Source organism: Alcanivorax sp. S6407 (genome assembly GCF_023016115.1).
In the GTDB taxonomy this organism is placed as follows: Bacteria; Pseudomonadota; Gammaproteobacteria; order Pseudomonadales; family Alcanivoracaceae; genus Alcanivorax.
In genome coordinates this window covers 231,602-252,066 of record NZ_JALKBH010000007.1, presented here as the reverse complement: position 1 = coordinate 252,066, position 20,465 = coordinate 231,602, and the positions used below count along the sequence as shown (strand labels likewise).

Sequence of the window (20,465 nt, the reverse complement as noted above, 5' to 3'; positions counted from 1 at the left end):
GAGAATGTGGGTCGGAGCCAGATCTACAGCGCAGGATCTATGTCCTCAGGAGTTCCACAGGCTTTAGCCCGACCCGTGAGTGTTGGTAGCTAATCAACACTCGTGGAGAGATACAAGGAGTTCCCTTCCAGGGGACGAACCGAGCGCAGCGAGGCGACCGAAGGGAGTCTTTTTTTAGGCCTTTCGCGTCCTTTAATGCCTGTTCGAAGTGAGCCTCTGGAATCCTTACCTCGCTTAGGCTCGGATCGCTTGCAGGCAAGTTATTCGCTTCGCTCACCCTTCGGGCCGCACTCCGTGCGTTACTCCGCTACGCTACGTTCCTACAGCGGCTTCGTAGAAAAGCCGAAAACCCAGGAACTTTTCGGCCTTTCTCAATCCAATCAAGCGTAGCTTGTAGCTTGTAGCTTGTAGCTTGTAGCTTGTAGCTTGTAGCTTGTAGCTCGTAGCTATTATTTATGCCCACCGGACAGCAGGCATTGCATCAACACCGCATTCTCGTGCCCGTCGCCCCGGCGGTAGTAATTCTTGCGCACGCCACATACCTCAAAACCCAGGCGCTCGTAGAGTAACTGGGCGCCGGTGTTGGTTTCCCGGACTTCCAGGTACATCACGGTCATGGCGTCGTTGCGGGCGGCTTCCATGGCCTGTTCCAGCATCAGCCGGGCGATGCCGCGACGCTGCAAGGCTGGCGCCACAACCACATTCAGGACATGGGTTTCATCGAGGATACGAGACAGGATCAGGAAGGCCACCGGTTCATCGTCACGGTCGACCACGACCTGACACAGGTAGTTGGCATTCTTTAGACAATCGCCAAAATGGCTACGGGTCCAGGGGGTCAGCTGGGCCGCGGTTTCGATAGCCATCACGGCGTCCAGATCGTCCAGCTCCATCAGGCGAATGGAATCAGGGCCGAACACGGCTTCAGACACCCTCGAAACCATGGCGCTGCATGGCCTGCCAGCTGACCTTCTTGTGGCTGGCAGGATCTTCCAGCATTTCACTGAGTGAGCTGATTACCAGCGCCGGATGACCCGCAATTTCGAAGGGCTGATAGCGCGGCTGATCAAACAACGCCTCATTGAGCGCCTCTGGCAAGGCCAGCAGCACCCGCTCCCCACCTGCCTGATCACACAGACCGGAGATAAAGGCTGACAGGGCCTGAGCCGCTTCTGCTGCCTGCATAGGTTGATCGGTTAGCGGACAGAAGAACCGCCGCGGGCGACCCGCGCGCCCCTGAAACAGGGCCAACAGGCTGGCCATCAACGGCGCCTCGAAACGCCCCAGCCCTGGCGCCTGGGAGTCTTCCTGGGCACACAGCAACCAGGTGCCAGTACCGAGATGGGCCTCCAGGGTAAACACCAGCCCCTTTCCTTTACTCGGGGTGGCTATCGGCGCCTGTGGCTCCGCTGCGGGCACCACTGCCCTGGTTTGCTGCGGCGTATCCAGCGTCTCTTTCAGGGAAGGGGTGGACTCAGCTGTTTCCGGGGTTGTCGACACCGTCTCGGCTGCTGCCGCTACCGTGTCAACATTGGCACCAGGTGTCTGTGCAGGGACCGCATCCTGTTCTTCATCCCAGTCCAGCCAGGGCGACGGTGCGGCACCGGGCAGCGGGGTACGTGCCACCCAGGGCGTCAGCCCCATGGCCGTTAGATAACTCTGCCGCTGTGCTTCATTCATTGGACGCTCCGCGTCCGCTGGTATGCATCACGCAACACGCTGGCACGTAAACCCATCCAACCTGCTTTCAGGGTGTCACGACACTTCATGATAATCAGACTCCATCCGCCGCTTGCGGGTGGGCCTTTTCCAGTCCGGCCGCGAAGTGATTGAGGGCGTTCAGGTAAGCCTTGGCGGAGGCGGTGATGATGTCGGTATCAGCACCGTGGCCATTGACGATTCGGCCACCCTTCTCAAGGCGCACAGTCACTTCGCCCTGGCTGTCGGTACCGGCGGTAATGGCATTCACCGAATATAGCAGCAAGGTGCTGTTACTCTCTGCCATGGACTCAATGGCCTTGAAGGCCGCATCCACCGGGCCAGCGCCACTGGCGGTAGCTTCTTGCTCCTCACCGTCGATGCTGAGCACAATACGTGCTTCCGGGGTTTCTCCCGTGCGCGCAGAGGCCTGCAGCAAGACCAGCTTGAAGCGTTCGTCTTCGGCCGCTTTTTTGGTGTCGCTGACCAGCGCCTGAAGGTCTTCGTCGAACACTTCATGCTTCTTGTCAGCCAGATCCTTGAAGCGCTGGAAGGCCTCGTTCATGGCCGCTTCGGATTCGAAGGTAATGCCCAGCTCATCCAGACGGGCCCGGAACGCCGCCCGACCGGAATGCTTGCCCAGCACCATGCGGTTGGTATGCCAGCCCACATCTTCGGCGGACATGATTTCATAGGTCTCGCGATGCTTGAGCACCCCGTCCTGGTGAATACCGGACTCATGGGCAAAGGCGTTGGCGCCGACGATGGCCTTGTTCGGCTGTACCGGGAAACCGGTGATCTGCGACACCATTTTCGAGGTGGGCACGATCTCTTGCGCATTGATACCAGTGTCTACCGTAAACAGGTCCTGACGGGTACGGATGGCCATCACGATCTCTTCCAGGGAAGCATTACCCGCCCGCTCGCCCAGACCGTTGATGGTACATTCCACCTGCCGCGCGCCAGTCTGCACTGCCGCCAGGGAGTTGGCCACGGCCAGCCCCAGGTCGTTGTGGCAATGCACGGAAAAGATCGCCTTATCGGCATTGGGAATACGCGTCAGGAGCTGGTGAATGGTCTCACCGAACTGCTCTGGGATGGCATAGCCCACGGTATCGGGAATATTGATGGTACGAGCACCGGCATCGATAACCGCTTCGATAATGCGGCACAGAAAATCGATTTCGGAACGGCCAGCATCCTCACAGGAGAATTCCACATCGCCCATGTGATTGCGGGCATGTTTCACGGCCGCTACCGCATGTTCGATCACCTGGTCCGGCTCCAGCCGCAACTTGTGCTGCATGTGAATCGGGCTGGTAGCAATAAAGGTGTGAATGCGCCCGGACTCGGCACCGGCCAGCGCTTCCGCCGCCCGGTCGATATCCGCTTCCTTGGCCCGGGCCAGGGAACAAATGGTGGATTCCTTGATGGTGTCAGCAATGGCCTTCACTGAGCGGAAATCACCCTGGCTGGCAATGGCGAAGCCCGCCTCGATCACGTCCACCCGCATGCGCTCCAGCGCCTTGGCGATACGCAGCTTCTCGTCCTGGTCCATGGTGGCACCCGGGCTCTGCTCACCATCGCGCAGGGTGGTATCAAAAATAATCAGGCGATCTTTGCTCATTGGGGTCTCTCGCAAAATAAGTGACGAGCTTCAAGCTACAATCTGCAACGCGCGGCAGGCTGCTGTGCATTAAGAGGTCTGTCGACCGCGTCCCGGGCTCCGGGCGCGGCTCCAGCCTGACAAAACCTGATGGCAGTCGACGCGTTGTAGCTTGTAGCTTGTAGCTTGCCCCTAATCGGGCTTCTTTAATGGTGTCAGGGCCTGTTAACACTACCAAAATGGCCCCTGCTGAATACATTTTTTCGTCCAGTAGTGTCAGCCGATGTGCCGTGTAGTCACTCTACATAAACAGCGGATGGCGCTGCTGGGCGGAAAAAGGGATCAGCCCTTCGGGTTGATCCCCCAAACCCGCCACTCTTCGTTATTCGTCACTCATTTGGAGAGACCAAACATCACTCCTCATGCCTAGATTGGCGGGTTTGGGGGCTCAACAGGGGCTATTTTGGTAGTGTTAACAGGCCCTAGTCTACACCAGTCTCAGGGCTCTCAGCACGGCTTCGCGCAGGGCTTCGCCTACTTCCCGGCCCTTGATGCCTTCTGCCAAGCGCAGGGTCTTGCCATCCACTTCCGCCTGCAAGGTCATGTATTCGGTCTTGCGGCCATTGCTGGTGCTGCTCATGCCGGATTTGAGCACCACCTGCTCAGCCCGCAGCAGGCGCCCTTCGCGGCGGTAGATGGCGATCCCCAGCCAGCGGCGCACCACCTTCACATCACTGCCCCGAATCCAGACCTGCAGGCCCCGGGCCAGGGTATAGACCGTGCTAAATACGATGGCATAGCCGATCAGGCCAAAGATACTACCCATGAAATACAGCATGACACCTTCCGAGGCGGCCGCGATGAACAACCCCGTGCCTACCCCGGCAAAGATGCCGCCAAACAGCAGCATCCCCAGCTTCATGCCCAGATTTCTCCCCGCGCGGCTTTCCAGATACAGGCCTTGCCCGGTCTGCTCCACATGAATCTGCTCGCTGGCCGACTCTACCGCCTCCAGCTCCCGCTCACGACGGTCCGCCATGACATGGGATTCCGGCAGCTGAACCCGGCTGGCACCACTACCGGCTATCACCGGCACGTCCCAGCTTCGGCTGAGCTTGCGACCTTCCACAGTCCCTTCCAGCTCCACCCGCCAACGGATGTAGTTTCGACCGCTACCGCGGGTGGCGGGCTGCTCCGCAGGTGCATCGAAACAGAACTGGATTTCGGTACCGGACTGACGGGGTACACAGTAAGCCCGTTGCTCGGTCTGCCAGAGCACATCTTCCACCGTCTTGCGATCCTTGCCGGAACCGCTCTCACGGCCGCGAATACAGCTCAACCACACATCCAGGCTGCACTCGCGAGACATGGCCTTGCCCAATTGGATCGTGCCACCGACCTGACCGCCCGCCTGACCGGGCTCCGGGTCCATTTGCAATGGCGTGGGGCCAAAAAACTGGTAATTGCGGCGCATCTTCCAGCCAGCCCAGGCAATCCCCGCCCCCACCAGCGGGAACAGCAGCACCACCAGAATCATGTAATCGCCACGACTGACTTCTTTCCAGATATCCAGATAAGCCGGGGATGGCAGCAGAATAAAAATGGCGCCAAATCCGACCATAAACCAGTGGCCGGATTTCTCCCTGCTGGAGTAACTGCCCGTTTCGGAGACCAGAGCCTCCTCCTTGCTGCCGCGGCGCATCAGGAACATGACACCAGCCCCGACCAGGGCAAAGACACCACCAAAGGTGAAGCCGAAGATCACCGCCCCCCAGCGGAAGGTGCGGTCCAGATAGGCTTCATGGGGCGCATCAGGATTAACCCAGGCGCTTACGGTGCGGTTGTTTCTTCGGGCAGTATCAATCCGCCCATACAGCTGCTGCCAGTAATCGCCGAAGTTGTCGGAGCCGCTGTACTGGCTGATCTGGCTGCTGCTGTAATCCACCCCGCCATAGCGGTAGCGGTAGCTGCCGCTGACACTATACGTGGTGGAGCCATCCGAACGATGGGAATTAAGCTTGCTGCTCAGCACTGTCGCCGGAACACGGGACCAACTACCTGATTCGATATATTTGCCAATCGGCACCACCGCCACGAAAAACATCACAGCGAGGCCGGCGAGCAGGAAAATGCCCCCGAACAGGTAGCCGCCGATCCCGCCCTTTTTATTCTGCTTGTTCTCGTCCACCGACAAACCGTTCTCCCCCCTTGATCAAACCCCACAGCACCACCCCACTGATAGCGCCATAAAGATGGGCATTCACATAGACCCGCCCGTTAATCCAGTTGTGCAGATAATCCACGTCATAACCGGGCATATGCTCACTGACCAGACGCCCAACAATTACCGCCAGTACTACGGAATGCAGCACCGGGTTACCTCGCCAGCCAAGCAACAGACACAGGATCAGTAAACCATGAAGAATGCCGGACAGCCCCACATAGTGCTGCAGCTGGGCATCAATAAAATACAGTGCCAGGCCTGATGTCAGTGCACAGAAAAACAGCCAGCTCCAGAAACGAAGCCGATCAAGAAGATCTTCAAAGAAATAACCGCACAACAACAGCCCGGACAAATTGAGCAGTAGATGCCAACTATTCAGGTGTACCAGATGACAGGTAAAAATCCGCCACACCTGCCCCCCTTCGATGGCTGCCCGATCAAACGCCAGCCACGGGTTCACCCACTGATGAGCAAAGCCCAACACCGCCAGCACCACAGCAAAGGCAATGAATTGGGGACGGAGTTTTTTGTCTCTGGGTTGCATGAGGAATCCGGCAAAACGTGAAGGGACATTAAGCCACAAGCTACAAGCCGCAAGCTACAACGCGGCCCATGATCGATGCCACACGGCAGACTTGCCAGCCGCGCCGCCAACCCCGGTTCGCGGGCATGGCTAGCAGATTTGGCTATGCCCTTCTCGCGCCTTGTAGCTTGCGGCTTGTAGCTGCCGTTAAAAACAAAAAGCCCCGCACGAGGCGGGGCTTTTCGGAGGGTCGGACGACCGGCTGATTTACATCATGCCGCCCATACCGCCCATGCCACCCATGCCGCCCATATCAGGGACACCGGCACCGGCGTTTTCTTCCGGCTTGTCAGCCACCATGGCTTCGGTGGTGATCATCAGGCCAGCGATGGAAGCCGCAGCCTGCAGCGCGGTACGGGTTACCTTGGCAGGATCCAGGATACCCATTTCCAGCATGTCGCCGTACTCGCCGGTAGCCGCGTTGTAGCCGTAGTTACCGGAACCGTTGCGAACTTCCTGAACGATCACGGACGCTTCAGCACCCGCGTTGAAGGCGATCTGACGCAGGGGAGCCTGCAGGGCACGAACGGCCAGCGCGATACCGGCGTTCTGCTCTTCGTTGTCACCCTGGATGTCACCCATGTTAGCCAGCGCACGTACCAGCGCCACGCCACCACCCGGTACCACACCTTCTTCTACCGCCGCACGGGTAGCGTGCAGGGCATCGTCAACGCGGGCTTTCTTCTCTTTCATTTCCACTTCGGTGGCAGCACCGATCTTGATCACGGCAACACCGCCGGCCAGCTTGGCCACGCGCTCTTGCAGCTTTTCTTTGTCGTAGTCAGAAGAGGAGTTCTCGATTTCGCGACGGATCTGCTCAACGCGCGCATCGATATCGCCCTGCTGGCCAGCGCCATCAACAATGGTGGTGTTTTCCTTGTCGATGTTCACTTTCTTGGCAGTACCCAGGTCTTCCAGGGATACGTTTTCCAGGCTCAGGCCCACTTCTTCGCTGATCACGGTGCCACCGGTGAGGATAGCGATGTCCTGCAGCATGGCCTTGCGACGGTCACCAAAGCCCGGCGCCTTCACAGCGGCACACTTGATGATGCCGCGCATGTTGTTCACTACCAGGGTAGCCAGCGCTTCGCCTTCAATGTCTTCGGCGATGATCAGCAGCGGCTTGCCCTGCTTGGCCACATTCTCGAGAACCGGCAGCAGCTCACGGATGTTGGAGATCTTCTTGTCCACCAGCAGGATGTAGGGAGTTTCCAGCTCAACCTGCATCTTTTCCTGGTTGTTGATGAAGTAGGGGCTCAGGTAGCCGCGGTCGAACTGCATACCTTCAACCACTTCCAGTTCGTTCTGCAGGGACTGGCCTTCCTCAACAGTGATCACACCTTCCTGACCCACTTTCTCCATGGCCTGGGCGATGATTTCACCTACAGACTTGTCGGAGTTGGCGGAGATGGTGCCCACCTGTTCGATGCTCTTGGTGCTGTCACAGGGAGTGGACAGTTTCTTCAGTTCTTCAACAACGGCTTCTACGGCCTTGTCGATACCGCGCTTCAGGTCCATCGGGTTCATGCCAGCGGCAACGGACTTGAGGCCTTCGTTAACAATAGCCTGGGCCAGTACGGTAGCAGTGGTGGTGCCGTCACCGGCTTCGTCGTTCGCCTTGGAAGCGACTTCTTTCACCATCTGGGCGCCCATGTTCTCGAACTTGTCTTCCAGTTCGATTTCCTTGGCCACGGACACACCATCTTTGGTGATGTTCGGCGCGCCGAAGGATTTTTCCAGTACCACGTTACGGCCTTTCGGGCCCAGGGTGACTTTTACAGCGTCAGCCAGAATGTTGACACCTTTGGCCATACGGGCACGGGCGTCATCACGAAACAATACTTCTTTAGCCATGGTTCTTTACCTCTGCGAAATCTGTTTGATCCCCGTCAGCGGGTGATCGTGGTGTTCTTGATCCTGTTGGCAGCCTTCGGCTCTTTAGCCCTCGATGACGGCCAGGATCTCGGATTCGCTCATGATCAGCAGTTCTTCACCTTCCACCTTGACGGTGTTGCCGGCGTACTGACCGAAGATCACCTTGTCACCCTTTTTCACGTCCAGCGGACGCACATCACCGTTGTCGGTGATCTTGCCGTTACCGGCGGCGATCACTTCACCACGGGACGGCTTCTCGGTGGCAGAACCGGGCAGCACAATACCGCCAGCGGACTTGGTCTCTTCTTCTTCACGGCGAACCAGCACGCGATCATGCAAAGGACGGATGTTCATTTTCCTTAAACTCCCAGTTTCAGTTCTGATGACACCCGAGCCCACCCGGGGCGGGCTCGGCAGTCCGAATTAGCACTCTAACGAGTCGAGTGCCAATCATAGTAATGATGACAGCGCAGTCAATAGGCGGCGCAGGCCAGCCAGCAACTGTCTGCGGGGTCAGGAATGGGGCTAGACGACAGGGATTCAAGGGGGTGGGAGCAAAAAAGCGTGAGCGAAGTGTTTCAGGGGGGAGGCGGGCATCAAGGAAGAGAAGCGAGTGACGAGTGACGAGTTTCGAAAATCCAGATCAAGACCCGGGTTTTGCCCTTCGCAACTCGAAACTCGGATCTCGCAACTCATCATGTACGGTCTTTCTGTGGGAGCGTGCCTGCACGCGAAAAAGCCCGGCAAAGGCTTCGCTTGCAGGCATACCCTGAAGGGCACAGAGAGCTCCCACAGCAGATCAAGCCCCGTACCTGGCTAAACCTGGGTTCGAGCCAGGGCAACCAGGGCCTCGCGTACCTGCACGGCATCTTCTGCCTTTGCCGAAAATGGCAGGCGACGCAAGTTGCCCTCATGCAGTAGCCAGCTTCCCCAGGGATCTACCGCCAGCATGGTGGCGCCCTCGCCGGGGCAGCCCAGCAGGCTCAGGTAGTGGTCGCAGGCGTCGCTGTGGTCGGCGTTCATGTGCCCCACCATGCCCTGCTCCCGGGCAAGATCCCAACCGTGGGCGGGCAGCAAGGCTGCCGCCTCCAGCCAGGCAGCCTTGCCGAACCCGGGGATCCAGCGGACTTTCTCTGGACGCAGGGCGTAGAAGTGAAAATCCAGCTGCAGGTAGTCGCGCATGTGTGGAAACACCTGCAGGTAGCGCTCGCCCTGCTCCGCTGTTACCCGCTCCAGCGAGCCTGTCACCGACAGCCGCACCGCTGCCTGCCAGTCACTATGCGACTCTTCCACCCACATCAGCGATACGGCAGGGTTTTGGCGAACATTGACGGTGTGCTCAGCGAGATCACTCATCAGCATGATCAGGCGGCCCTGCCCGTCCGGCACCACATTGATGGCGGTGGCGAGAGGCTGCCCCTGAGTATCCACGGTGGCCAGCGCCGCATGGCTGTGTTGATAGACAAAGGCCTGGGCCTGAGTGATCTGATCCATTCTCGAATCCTTGCTGGTTATGCTTTCCTGACGTTTTTCCCCGGTTTCCCGGGGCCCTGAGCAATCCGGTCATTGGTCTTGCCGGGGCTCACTACCATAATCGCCCTCATCGTGAACCGACAGTGTAAGGAATCACCATGGATCTGAACCAGAAAGTGATCGTAGTGACCGGTGCCGGTCGTGGCCTGGGCCGCGGGATTGCCACCTACTTCGCCGGCAAGGGTGCCCGCATCGCCTGTGTGGACCTGAACCAGGAAGACCTGGACGCCACCGTAGCCGCCTGTAAGGAAGCCGGCGGCGACGCCCGCTCCTACATCGCCAACGTAGCGAAAGAAGAAGACGTTGAAGCCCTGTTCAACAACGTGGGTAACGACTTCGGCGCCCTGCACGGTCTGGTCAACAACGCCGGCATCACCCGCGACGGTCTGCTGGTGAAGTTCAAGGACGGTGAAGTGGTCAGCAAGATGAGCCTGCAGCAGTGGCAGGCCGTGATCGACGTGAACCTGACCGGTGTATTCCTGTGTGGCCGTGAAGCCGCCGCCAAGATGCTGGAACTGGGCACCGAGGAAGGCGTGATCGTGAACATCTCCTCCCTGGCCCGTCACGGCAGCTTCGGCCAGAGCAACTACTCTGCCGCCAAGTCCGCCGTTGCCGCCATGGCAGAAGTGTGGGCGAAGGAACTGGCCCGCTACAACATCCGTACCGGCGCCGTGGCTCCGGGCACCATCAACACCGACATGCTGGCCGCCATGAAGCCGGAAGCCCGTGAGCGTCTGGTCCAGGCTGTACCGCTGCGTCGTCTGGGTGAAGCCGAGCACATCGCTCGTTCCGTGGCGTTCATCTTCGAGACCGACTACTTCACCGGTCGTTGCATCGATATGGACGGTGGTCTGCGTTAAACGCTGCACGCGTCACGCAACATGCAACACGCTAAAAGCCGCGCTCCGAAAGGGCGCGGCTTTTTTGTGTGCCGCCTCCCTGCAGCAATAGACAACACCGTAGGGCGGAAATCGGCGCAAGCCGATCTCCGCCGTTATGCGTCAGGCGTCCAGCCTCTGGCATCCGGCATTTCCCCTTGCAGCTTGTCGCTTGAAGCTTGTAGCCTCCTTTCCATGAATCCCGAATTCCGAGACGCCGTCTACCAGATCGTCGCCGCGATCCCGGCCGGCAGAGTCAGCAGTTATGGCGCCGTGGCCAGACAGGCCGGTTTTCCCCGCCATGCCCGCTTTGTCGGCAGGCTGATGAGCCAGCTGCCGGCGGGCTCACGCCTTCCCTGGCACCGGGTATTACGCGGCGATGGCCGGATTGCACTTGCCGGCACACCCTCGGGGGAAATCCAGATCCAGCGATTACTGGACGAACAGGTAACCGTGACGGGTGACAAAGTCCCCAAACGTTTTTTTGTGACCTGGACCGACTGAACCTGCATCGCTCCCTGCTGACAAAGTGTCTATGATGATCCCTTCGCCCACCGGAAGAGCCCGTTAATCCGACATGCCCTCACAAGCCTCCAGCTGGCAGGACTCCCTGAAAGCCTTTCTCCATCCCCGTGTGGCCACCATGTTCTTCTACGGGTTTTCGGCCGGCATCCCGCTGCTGCTGATTTTTTCGTCTTTGTCACTGTGGCTGCGTGAAGCCGGCGTGGACCGTTCTACCGTCACCTACTTCAGCTGGGCCGCACTGGCCTACTCGTTCAAGTTTCTCTGGGCCCCACTGATTGATCGTCTTCCTGTGCCGGGCCTGACCCGCTGGCTGGGACGCAGACGCGCCTGGTTACTGGTCTCGCAACTGGCGGTGGCGCTGTCGATCTTCACCATTTCCCAGGTCGACCCGTCACAACCCGGCGCCCTTAACCTGATGGCCTTTACGGTAGTGGCGCTGGGCTTCACCGCCGCCACCCAGGACATCGTTATCGATGCCTATCGCATCGAATCCGCCGGCGCGGAATTGCAGGCGCTGATGTCTTCCTCCTATATCGCCGGTTACCGGATTGGCATGCTGACCTCGGGAGCAGGCTCGCTGGTGCTGGCCAGCCAGCTGGGATCCACCAGCGAGGTATACAGCTACAGCGCCTGGCAAAGCACTTACGCGCTAATGGCGCTGACCATGCTGGTGGGCGCCATTACCACCCTGGTCATCAGGGAGCCCGACAATCCGCGACCGGATGCCTTCGCCTACAGCAGCCGCCAGTACCTGCGCTTTCTGAGTATCTTTGTGGTCGGCATTGCCACCTTCGTGGCCATGTATGTGATCACCGGCCCGGAAGCTGACAGCCTCCGCAGCCAGCTCAAGGAGGCCACTCACAACAGCGCCCTGGCGGGACTGGTAGTGGAGAGCTGTCGTCTGGCACTGGCCTTTGCGGTGGTATATATCGTGATCAAGCTGATGGCGCTAACGCCGCTGTATGAGAAGCAGCTGGTGGAAGAGAGCTACATCGAGCCTGTCAGAGACTTCTTTCATCGCTATGGTGCCCGGCTGGCGCTGGTGATTCTGCTGTTTGTGGGCTTTTACCGCATTTCCGATATCGTGCTGGGCGTGATCTCCAACGTCTTCTTTGAAGACATCGGTTTCACCAAAACGGAAATTGCCACCGTGGTAAAAACCTTCGGGCTGTTCATGACCATCGCCGGTGGTTTTCTTGGCGGCCTGCTGGCGGTTCGCCACGGGGTCATCAAGGTGCTGTATCTGGGCGCCTTCCTTACCGTTGCCACCAACCTGCTGTTTCTCTGGCTGGCCCATGCCGGTCATGACATCCGTATCCTGTATGTGGTGATCTCCGCGGACAATCTGACCGCGGGTCTGGCCAGTGCCGCCTTTGTGGCCTTCCTGTCCCAGCTCACCAATGTGTCGTTCACCGCGGTGCAATACGCCATCTTCAGCTCACTGATGACCCTGCTGCCGAAAACCATCGGCGGCTACTCCGGCAGCATGGTGGACAACCTCGGCTACCCGGGCTTCTTCCTGCTGGCCAGCCTGATGGGGGTACCAGTGCTGGGGCTGATCTATATGATCCAGCGCAAGGGGGCATTCAAGGACTGAAAGGACCCTGTGCCCCACTGCATCTACTCCTGACATCCAGGCTGCCGGCCACACATCAACTGTTACACTTCACCACACCCGGGCCCCGCCCCCGCTGATGCCTTTCACCTGCTTTTCAGCCTTGTATACCTGTACAAGCCCGATTCCGGCGGGGTTGGCGGGCGGCGGAGCGGCGAATTTTCAATCAACCAAAAACCGGCTATAGTTCACATATTACAAAAAACAACAAGAATGCCGATGAACTTAGCCGAAATGGATATCCTGGTCGTAGACGACGCCCGCTTCTCGGCGGCCGTGGTCAATCGCACGCTGGCAGCCGCTGGCTACACCAACATCCGTCACGCCAACAGCGCGCAGGACGCGCTGGGTCAACTGGCCCAGCAACCGGCGGACCTGGTGGTGGCAGACTGGCTGATGCCCGGCATGGACGGCCTGGAACTCACCCGTCGCATTCGTCAGAACGACGAAGCCAGCAACCGCTATACCTATGTGCTGCTGCTTACCGCCCGGGAAGGGGTGGATGCGCTTCAACAGGCCTTCGACCAGGGCGTGGACGACTTCGTTTCCAAATCCTCCATGACCGAACAGCTGCAACATCGCGTAATGGCCGCCGATCGGATTATCCAGCGCCATTACCGTGTGCAAACCGACTACCAGCGTATGCTGACCTTCAACCGTCAGCTGAAGAAACAGGCCCTGATCGACCCGCTCACCGGCTTCGGCAACCGCCAGGATAACCTGCGCGCCCTGCAGAACACCCTCAAACAGGCCGACAAGCGCGGCGGCGCCGCCTGCCTGATTCTGCTCAAACTGGACGAATTCGAAGCCCAGCAGAAGGAGCGTGGGCAGAAGGTCATGCAGCAGGGCGTGCTGGCATTCAGCCGCCGCCTGCGCCAGTCTGTCAGACCACTGGACAGCGTGTGTCGTATTCAACCGGACCTGTTTGCCCTAGTCACCTGGCAACCGGATCTGAGCCATTGCGAACCCAACAGCTTCCGACGGCTATATGAATCCCTCAACCACCGTGCCTACCAGACCGCCGCCGGTTTTATCAGCCTGCATGTGAGCATGTCGCTGACAGCCTCGGAAGGTGCCATGGCCCCGGAAGCCATGTTCGACCAGGCCACATTGGGGCTCCCCCTGTCCATTGCCGAAAAACGCATCGTGGCCGCCCCCACTTCGGACAAGGCAACGCCGGAGGCTCAACCCACCACCCCAAGCGCCAACAAGGGCGCCGTTTGAGGAGCGAGTTGACCGCACGGCCCGGCAACAGGCCAATGCAGCTCACTTAAACTAAAGTCTTTGTGGGAGCGTGCTTGCACGCGAATAGCGCACTATCGCAAAGGCTTCGCGTGCAAGCACGCTCCCACAAAAGATCAACACCACAGCTTCAGTGAACCGAATCAAGACAATAGGCCGCGCTTTCGATTCACACCTGACACTCTCATCGTCTCCTGACTTTCGCACCACGCTGGCATAACATGCGGGCATGATCACACCGCTTCCCCACTGGTATTTGCTCGGTGCCGGCAACATGGGCACCCTGGCCGCCTGGTATCTGACCCGGGCCGGTCACACTGTCACTGTCATCAAGGCAGGCAGCCCTGCCTCCCTGGAAAAGACCCTGCTGCTGCCTGAGGGAAAATCGGTCACCTTGACGATACCGGTGGTGGCGCCTGAGGCAATACCCGCGTCTATTGATTACCTGCTGGTGGCAGTGAAAACCCCCTACAGCCGTGCGGCCCTCGCCCCGCTCAACACCCGTCTGCATGACGCCAGCCAGGTCATCCGCCTGCAGAATGGCCTTGGCGCCCTGGACGGCCTGCTGCCTGACAACCTGACAGTACTGGAAGCGGTGTCGACCAGCGCCGTGAAAGGCCAGCACCCGCACCACCAGATCGTCGCGGAGAATCACACCTGGATTGGCGGGAAAGCCAATCCCCCCGCCTGGCTGGCAGCACTGCAAGCCCACTGGCCCAACCTGCAGTGGGCCGATGATATCCATACTCCCCAGTGGCAGAAGCTGATGGCCAATGCCGTGATCAATCCTCTCACCGCAATCTACGATGTACCCAACGGGCAGATCGTAGACGATCCCGAGCTGCGCAAGAGAGCCGAGGAAATTTGTACAGAAGCCGACCATGTATTGCAGGCCCTGGACCCGGCCTGGCCGGCAGCATCACTGGAAAACGTGCTCGCCGTGGCTCGCGCCACCGCCGGCAATACCTCATCCATGCGTGCCGACCGACAGCGCGGTGCCATCACCGAAATCGACGCCATCAACGGCTGGATCGTCAAACAGGCGAACAGGCTGGGGCTGGAGGTGCCGGAGAATCAGGCAGTGATGGATGCGTTGAAAAGGTAAACGCGTTGAGCGAGTGACGAGTTTTCGAGTTGCGAAAATCACAACATTGTCCGGTCTTTCGTAATGCCTAACGAGTTTCCTCAGCGCCGAAACGCCTGCCTCTCTAGAGGCGTTTCTGGAATCCTTACCTCGCTTAGGCTCGGATCGCGAGCAGGCCGCTCCTACGGGTTATGACAGAGCCCCGTGCAAGCCGCATCTCAGTTCCTCGCTGTCGCTCGGTTCGCACCCTGGAAGGGAGTTATTCGCTACGCTCACCCTGCGGGCCGCACTGCGTGCGTTACTTCGCTACGCTACGTTCCTACAGCGGCTTCGTAGAAAAGCAGCAAACCCGGGAACTTTTCCGGGCTTTGCTATCGGATCGAGTGTAGCTTGTAGCTTGTAGCTTGTAGCTTGTAGCTCGTAGCTCGTAGCTCGTAGCTGAAATTATCCCCCGCTGTTGCCCTCCGTTACACCCAACCACTGGATTTACCGGCCGTTTTTCGCCATCGTAGCGGGCATTGTTCAATGTCGTGGAACCCTGATGCAGCGTAATCTTGTTTTGGCCATCAGCCTGATCGCCAGCGGTCAGTCACTTGCCAACGATTCACAGGCCAGCAATGAAATCCAGACCGTGAAGGTCAGTGGCGCCGTCAGCCATGAGCTGGCCAACGAATTGCCCACCGGCACCGTGGTCATCGACCGTCAAATGATTGACAGTCTGCCCGCCAGCGATCTGACCGAAGTGCTGGATAGCGTGGCCGGACTGCAGGTGAGCCAGCTGTATGGCATCAACGGCAGCGGCGCCAGCGTGGACCTGCTCGGCTTTGGTGCCACAGGCAACCAGAACACCCTGATTCTTCTCAATGGCCGGCGATTATCCGGTATCGATCTGGGCCGGCCGGAACTCAGCGGCATTCCGCTGGCAGCCATCGAACGCATCGAAATCCTGCCAGGCGCCGGTGCCGCCCTGTACGGTAACGGCGCCACTGGCGGCACCATCAACATCATTACCCGTCAGCGCTATGACAACAGTGCCGGCATCGAAGTGAACGGCGGCAGTTATGACAGCCTGGGCGGCCAGCTGCATGCCACCGGCAAGCACAACAGCCTGAGCGGCGCCGTGGCAGGGCACACCCTTACCAGCGATGGCTACCGGGACAATAATCGTACCCGCAACAACAGCCTGTTCGCCGACCTGCGCTATCAGGGCGAAGGCTTCCAGGCCTACTTCACCGCCACCGGGGAAGAGCAATATACCGGCCTTCCCGGCGGCCGAAACATCACCGCCACGGAAAACCAGTTCCGCGATGATCCCCGCGGCACCGACAATCCGGAAGATGAGGTAGACCAGAACAGCTATTGGCTGATGCCCGGCTTACGGATCAATCTGTCGGATCAAACAGCCCTGACCCTGGAGGCCAGCAAACGTCGCCAGCATCAGGAGTTCGACTACGTCTCCGGTAACTTTACCAGTGACACCGTGATCGACAGCACCAGCCTGACGCCAAAGCTGGAAGGCCAGCTGACCACCGGTGGCGCCGTACACAACTGGACCCTGGGGTTCGACCTCAACAAATTCGATTACGCCAGTAACACCAATTTCGGCAGCCGTGATCTGGAACAGGATCAGCGTGCCTGGTATCTGCATAACCTGGTCAGCCTAACGCCAAAGCTGTCGGTGAGCGCCGGTGCCCGCAAACTTGAAAGCACCCTTTCCGGTGAAGGCGGCAACAAAACCCAGGACGGTGAAATGTACGAAGGCGGCATGCGTTATACGTTCACCGGCAATCTTGCCCTGTTTGCCGGGGCCCAGCGCAGTGTGCGGATTGCCAACCTGGACGAGCTGTCACCGTTCAATCCTCCCATCGATCCGCAAACCGGCCGCACCTACACTCTGGGCGCCAGCTGGTCGGAGGGCATGCAACATTCCACCCTGACCCTGTGGCGGGCGGAGATCGACCACGAAATCCTGTTTGATCCCGCCACCTTTACTAACCGTAATCTGGATGACCCCACCGTCCACAAGGGGATCAGCATCAACAGCCGCTGGCGTCTGGACAAGGACCTGACGTTCAGCGCCAACGCCAGTGCCCAGCAGGCGCGCTTTGACGGCGGCCAGTACAGCGGCAATGACGTCCCTCTGGTGCCGGAGCACACCATGCACCTGAGTGCCGATTGGCAAGCACTGAAATGGCTGTCCGCCCAGCTGACTCATCGCTATGTGGGCGAACGCCACTATGACAGCGATCTGGCCAATGAGTATCCCAAGCTGGATCACTACCGCAGTACCGATTTCCAGCTGACCGCCCGCTACCGCGGCGGCTACCTGCGCGCCGGTGCCTATAACCTGGAAAACCATCTGGTGGCAGATTACGGGGTCTACAACCCCGGCAGCGGCGACACCACGCTGTACCCGTTACCGGAGCGCCACTACCGCATCGCCATCGGCTACGAGCTTTAAAGCAGCTGCAAGCTTCAAGCTGCAACGCGGGATGAGTGGAAACAAACTTAAGCGCCTTGCCCGCGAGTCATTTCAGAAATTGTGCGCGGGCAAGGCTTTCGGCCCCCTGTCCAGACTTATCCGTGTTGCAGCTTGTGGCTTGTAGCTTGCTATTCCATCGCTCACAGGCAAGCTCCTGAAGCGAGATGACTGAAAGGATTGATTCATGACCGAAAAGACCCGCATCAACCGCGTCATCACCCGCACCGGCGACAAGGGCGAAACCGGCCTGGCGGATGGCTCCCGGGTGAGCAAAAGCCACCCCCGCATCATTGCACTGGGTGAGCTGGATGAACTGAACGGCACCCTGGGGGTACTGCGTACCCATGGGCTGGATGAAGACATGGAGACCCTGCTTGCAGAGCTGCAACAACGCCTGTTCGATATCGGAGGAGAGCTGGCCATCCCCGGCCGGTCAGTGATTGATGATCACGATCTGGTGGAAGTGGAATCCCAGGCGGATACTCTCAATGCGGAACTGCCTCCACTGCAGGAATTTGTCCTGCCGGGCGGGCACCCTGCTGCCGCCTGGTGCCATCACTGCCGCACCGTGGCTCGCCGGGTGGAACGCCAGCTGGTGATCCTTCACAACGAGGACGATGACGCCGTCAATCCCGTCAGCCTGGCACTGGTCAATCGCCTCTCCGACCTGCTGTTCGTCATGGCGCGCCTGATCAACCAGCGTAACGAACACCCGGAGACACTGTGGAAGCCGAAAGGCTAAAGACCAGCTGCAAGCCTCAAGCTACAACGCGACCAATGCCCACCTGTTTTCAGGCGCCCAGCCCGCGAAACGCCGTGTCTGCGCCGGCAGGGCATCTAATTGACAACCGCCCTCCCCCCGCGTTGCAGCTTGTCGCTTGTAGCTTGCCCCTCGCTTTATGAAAACATTGTGCAAATGCTCCCCCACCCCCGGCGGCGCGGTACACTGGGATACCGAACAGCTGAACTGACGCCATGGGTATCCGCAACAAGCTTTTTCTGATCTTCCTGGGCACCTTCCTGATTCTGACCCTGGCGGCCAGCGGGTTTTACTATTTTTCCTTTGTGCGCAGCCTCGATACCTACCTGGATGAACGCCAGGAAGAACAGGTCGGTCGGTTGGCGGAGCACCTGGGTAGCCTTTATCAGCAGAATGGCAGCTGGACATTTCTGCTGGAGGATCCGCGCCGCCTTGGGCGCTTGTATCGTCTGGCCGGCGATGATGACCAGGAGCACGGACAACGGGGCGAAATGCGCCATCTGCAACTGCTGGACCGGCAAAAGACCATCCTGATCGGTCGCCCCGCCCGGGCCCGACTGCGTTCCGAAATCCCGGTGGAGGCGCAGGGCGAGATCGTCGGTTACCTCACGCACCCCAACCAGGATGCCATCCGCGACAAGCTTGCCGACCGCTTCCGCGACCGTCAGCGGGGGTTCATGAGCTGGATGGTGGCAGTGGGCGTTGGCCTTTCCCTGCTGGTTTCCTGGCTGCTGGCCCGTCATCTGGTCGCACCCTTGCTGGCTCTCACCCGTCATGCCCAGACCCTGCAGGGAGGGGACTACAGCACCCGCCTTGCCGATCCGAGAAAGGATGAACTGGGCACGCTTAGCCGCCAACTGGATCAACTGGCAGAACGGCTGGAGCAGGGCCAACAGGCCCGCCAGCGCTGGTTCTCGGATATCGCCCATGAACTGCGCACGCCGGTGGCCATTCTCAAAGGAGAACTGGAAGCCTTGGTGGACGGCATCCGTCCGCTCAATCAGGAAGCGATCCAGGCCCTGGAAAGTGAAACCGGGCAGCTGGCGCACCTGATTGATGATCTGCACGATCTGGCCCTGGCTGATGGCGGCAACCTGCGTTACCAGTTCCAGCATCACGATCTGGCTGCATTGACCCGCGAAGTACTGGACAGCTACCAGCACCAGCTGGATCAACACAAACTGACACTGGAAAGCAGACTGCCTGAACAGGCCGATGCCCGGATCGACCCGGTCCGCATTCGTCAGTTACTGGATAACCTGCTGCAGAACACCGTGAAATACACCAGTGACGGCGGCCAGCTCCAGGTGCAGCTGCAGCAGGCCGGCAGCCAATGGCAACTGGTCCTGGAAGACAGCGCTCCCGGCGTACCTGATGACGCCCTTCCCCAGCTGTTTGATCACCTGTACCGGGTGGAAAGCTCCCGCAACCGCCGTACCGGCGGAGCCGGCCTGGGGCTCGCCATCTGCCTGCGTATTGCCGAAGCCCATGGCGGCTCGCTCACCGCCGCGCATAGCCCGCTGGGCGGCGTAAAGATTACCCTGACCCTGCCGGGAGCAACCCCATGAGCCGGATCCTGATTGTGGAAGACGAACCCCGGCTGGCTCAGCTGGTGGCGGATTACCTCAACCACGCCCACTTCGAGACCGAGCAGACCGACAGTGCCAACGCCGCCATGGAACTGGCCCGGAGCGGCCGCTTCGACGCCATGCTGCTGGATCTGATGCTGCCCGACGGGGATGGCATGGAGGTGTGCAAAGCCGTTCGCAAGCACAGTAATCTGCCCATCCTGATGGTCACCGCCAAGGTGGATGAAGTAGACCGGTTACTCGGCCTTGAGCTCGGCGCGGACGACTATATCTGTAAACCCTTCAGCCCCCGGGAAGTGGTGGCCCGGGTCAAGGCCGTATTGCGCCGTGCCCAGCCCGAACCCACCCCAGCCGAGCACACGCTGGAGCTGGATCCGGAACGCTATGAGGCCCGCATCGGCGACCAACACATCAGCCTCACGGCCATCGAATTTGCACTGCTGCAAACCCTGGCCCGCCACCCCGGCCGCATCTGGTCACGGGATCAGCTGATGGATGAGATCTACAACGACCACCGCGTGGTCTCCGACCGCACCATCGACAGCCACATCCGCAAACTGCGCAAGAAACTCACCGAACACAGCGAAGACGCCCATGACTGGATCGGTAGCGTCTACGGAGTCGGCTACCGGCTGGAAACGCCATAAAGGCGAGTTGCGAGAAGCGAGTTTCGAAAACCTGTAGAACATGACGTTTTGCCTTTCGAAACTCGCTTCTCGTAACTCGAAACTCGGTCTTTTAGCTGGCTATCCGGCAACCTTAGAAAGCACC

At 59.5% G+C, this 20,465-nt stretch carries 17 protein-coding genes; 9 read left to right on the top strand and 8 right to left on the bottom strand.

Translation table 11 applies throughout. From position 1 onward, the window contains the following. Positions 1–449: 449 nt before the first annotated feature. The 8 genes from rimI to MWU49_RS15270 all read right to left on the bottom strand — a co-directional run bounded on the left by rimI (position 450) and on the right by MWU49_RS15270 (position 9,480). Entirely contained in the window at positions 450–932 is a 483-nt protein-coding gene (rimI, locus tag MWU49_RS15305) for a ribosomal protein S18-alanine N-acetyltransferase (protein ID WP_246973964.1), read from the bottom strand. Then, positions 925–1,680, bottom strand: a complete 756-nt coding sequence (locus tag MWU49_RS15300) for a hypothetical protein (RefSeq protein ID WP_246973962.1) — start codon at positions 1,678–1,680, stop codon at positions 925–927. Before MWU49_RS15300 ends, rimI begins: the two co-directional genes overlap by 8 nt. 94 nt (positions 1,681–1,774) lie before the next feature. Continuing rightward, a complete protein-coding gene (locus tag MWU49_RS15295) occupies positions 1,775–3,325 on the bottom strand; it encodes a 2-isopropylmalate synthase (protein ID WP_246973960.1) in 1,551 nt (516 codons plus the stop codon). A 466-nt stretch (positions 3,326–3,791) separates the two neighbouring features. Further along, the gene (locus MWU49_RS15290; RefSeq protein ID WP_246973975.1) at positions 3,792–5,492 is read right to left on the bottom strand and encodes a DUF3592 domain-containing protein; all 1,701 of its coding nucleotides are present in this window, start codon (positions 5,490–5,492) and stop codon (positions 3,792–3,794) included. Continuing rightward, entirely contained in the window at positions 5,470–6,072 is a 603-nt protein-coding gene (rrtA, locus tag MWU49_RS15285; protein WP_246973958.1) for a rhombosortase, read from the bottom strand. Before rrtA ends, MWU49_RS15290 begins: the two co-directional genes overlap by 23 nt. Positions 6,073–6,318: 246 nt before the next feature. Next, on the bottom strand, positions 6,319–7,965 hold the full coding sequence (groL, locus tag MWU49_RS15280) for a chaperonin GroEL (protein ID WP_246973956.1): 1,647 nt from the start codon (positions 7,963–7,965) through the stop codon (positions 6,319–6,321). An 84-nt stretch (positions 7,966–8,049) separates the two neighbouring features. Then, on the bottom strand, positions 8,050–8,340 hold the full coding sequence (gene groES, locus MWU49_RS15275) for a co-chaperone GroES (RefSeq protein WP_035231498.1): 291 nt from the start codon (positions 8,338–8,340) through the stop codon (positions 8,050–8,052). Positions 8,341–8,802: 462 nt separating this feature from the next. After that, entirely contained in the window at positions 8,803–9,480 is a 678-nt protein-coding gene (locus MWU49_RS15270; protein WP_246973954.1) for a DUF2470 domain-containing protein, read from the bottom strand. A 137-nt stretch (positions 9,481–9,617) separates the two neighbouring features. Here MWU49_RS15270 and MWU49_RS15265 point away from each other — a divergent pair, with 137 nt between their 5' ends. The 9 genes from MWU49_RS15265 to MWU49_RS15225 all read left to right on the top strand — a co-directional run bounded on the left by MWU49_RS15265 (position 9,618) and on the right by MWU49_RS15225 (position 20,341). Next, a complete protein-coding gene (locus MWU49_RS15265) occupies positions 9,618–10,379 on the top strand; it encodes an SDR family oxidoreductase (RefSeq protein ID WP_246973953.1) in 762 nt (253 codons plus the stop codon). A gap of 213 nt (positions 10,380–10,592) precedes the next feature. Next, positions 10,593–10,901: an MGMT family protein gene (locus MWU49_RS15260; RefSeq protein WP_246973951.1), complete on the top strand. Its 309-nt coding sequence runs from the start codon at positions 10,593–10,595 to the stop codon at positions 10,899–10,901. 73 nt (positions 10,902–10,974) lie between these two features. Further along, positions 10,975–12,519 carry an MFS transporter gene (locus tag MWU49_RS15255; RefSeq protein ID WP_246973948.1) on the top strand — a complete coding sequence of 515 codons (1,545 nt, stop codon included), beginning with the start codon at positions 10,975–10,977 and terminating at the stop codon, positions 12,517–12,519. Between the two features lie 237 nt (positions 12,520–12,756). After that, positions 12,757–13,761: a response regulator gene (locus MWU49_RS15250; protein ID WP_246973947.1), complete on the top strand. Its 1,005-nt coding sequence runs from the start codon at positions 12,757–12,759 to the stop codon at positions 13,759–13,761. A gap of 247 nt (positions 13,762–14,008) precedes the next feature. After that, positions 14,009–14,884 (top strand): ketopantoate reductase family protein, encoded by an 876-nt coding sequence (locus tag MWU49_RS15245; RefSeq protein ID WP_246973946.1) that lies wholly within the window; start codon positions 14,009–14,011, stop codon positions 14,882–14,884. A gap of 520 nt (positions 14,885–15,404) precedes the next feature. Then, positions 15,405–17,324, top strand: a complete 1,920-nt coding sequence (locus MWU49_RS15240; protein WP_246973945.1) for a TonB-dependent receptor — start codon at positions 15,405–15,407, stop codon at positions 17,322–17,324. 205 nt (positions 17,325–17,529) lie between these two features. Then, positions 17,530–18,087: a cob(I)yrinic acid a,c-diamide adenosyltransferase gene (locus tag MWU49_RS15235; protein WP_246973944.1), complete on the top strand. Its 558-nt coding sequence runs from the start codon at positions 17,530–17,532 to the stop codon at positions 18,085–18,087. A 233-nt stretch (positions 18,088–18,320) separates the two neighbouring features. Continuing rightward, positions 18,321–19,673 (top strand): ATP-binding protein, encoded by a 1,353-nt coding sequence (locus MWU49_RS15230; protein ID WP_246973943.1) that lies wholly within the window; start codon positions 18,321–18,323, stop codon positions 19,671–19,673. After that, the gene (locus tag MWU49_RS15225) at positions 19,670–20,341 is read left to right on the top strand and encodes a response regulator (RefSeq protein WP_246973942.1); all 672 of its coding nucleotides are present in this window, start codon (positions 19,670–19,672) and stop codon (positions 20,339–20,341) included. The genes MWU49_RS15230 and MWU49_RS15225 overlap by 4 nt, the downstream gene beginning before the upstream one ends. Positions 20,342–20,465: the final 124 nt, after the last annotated feature.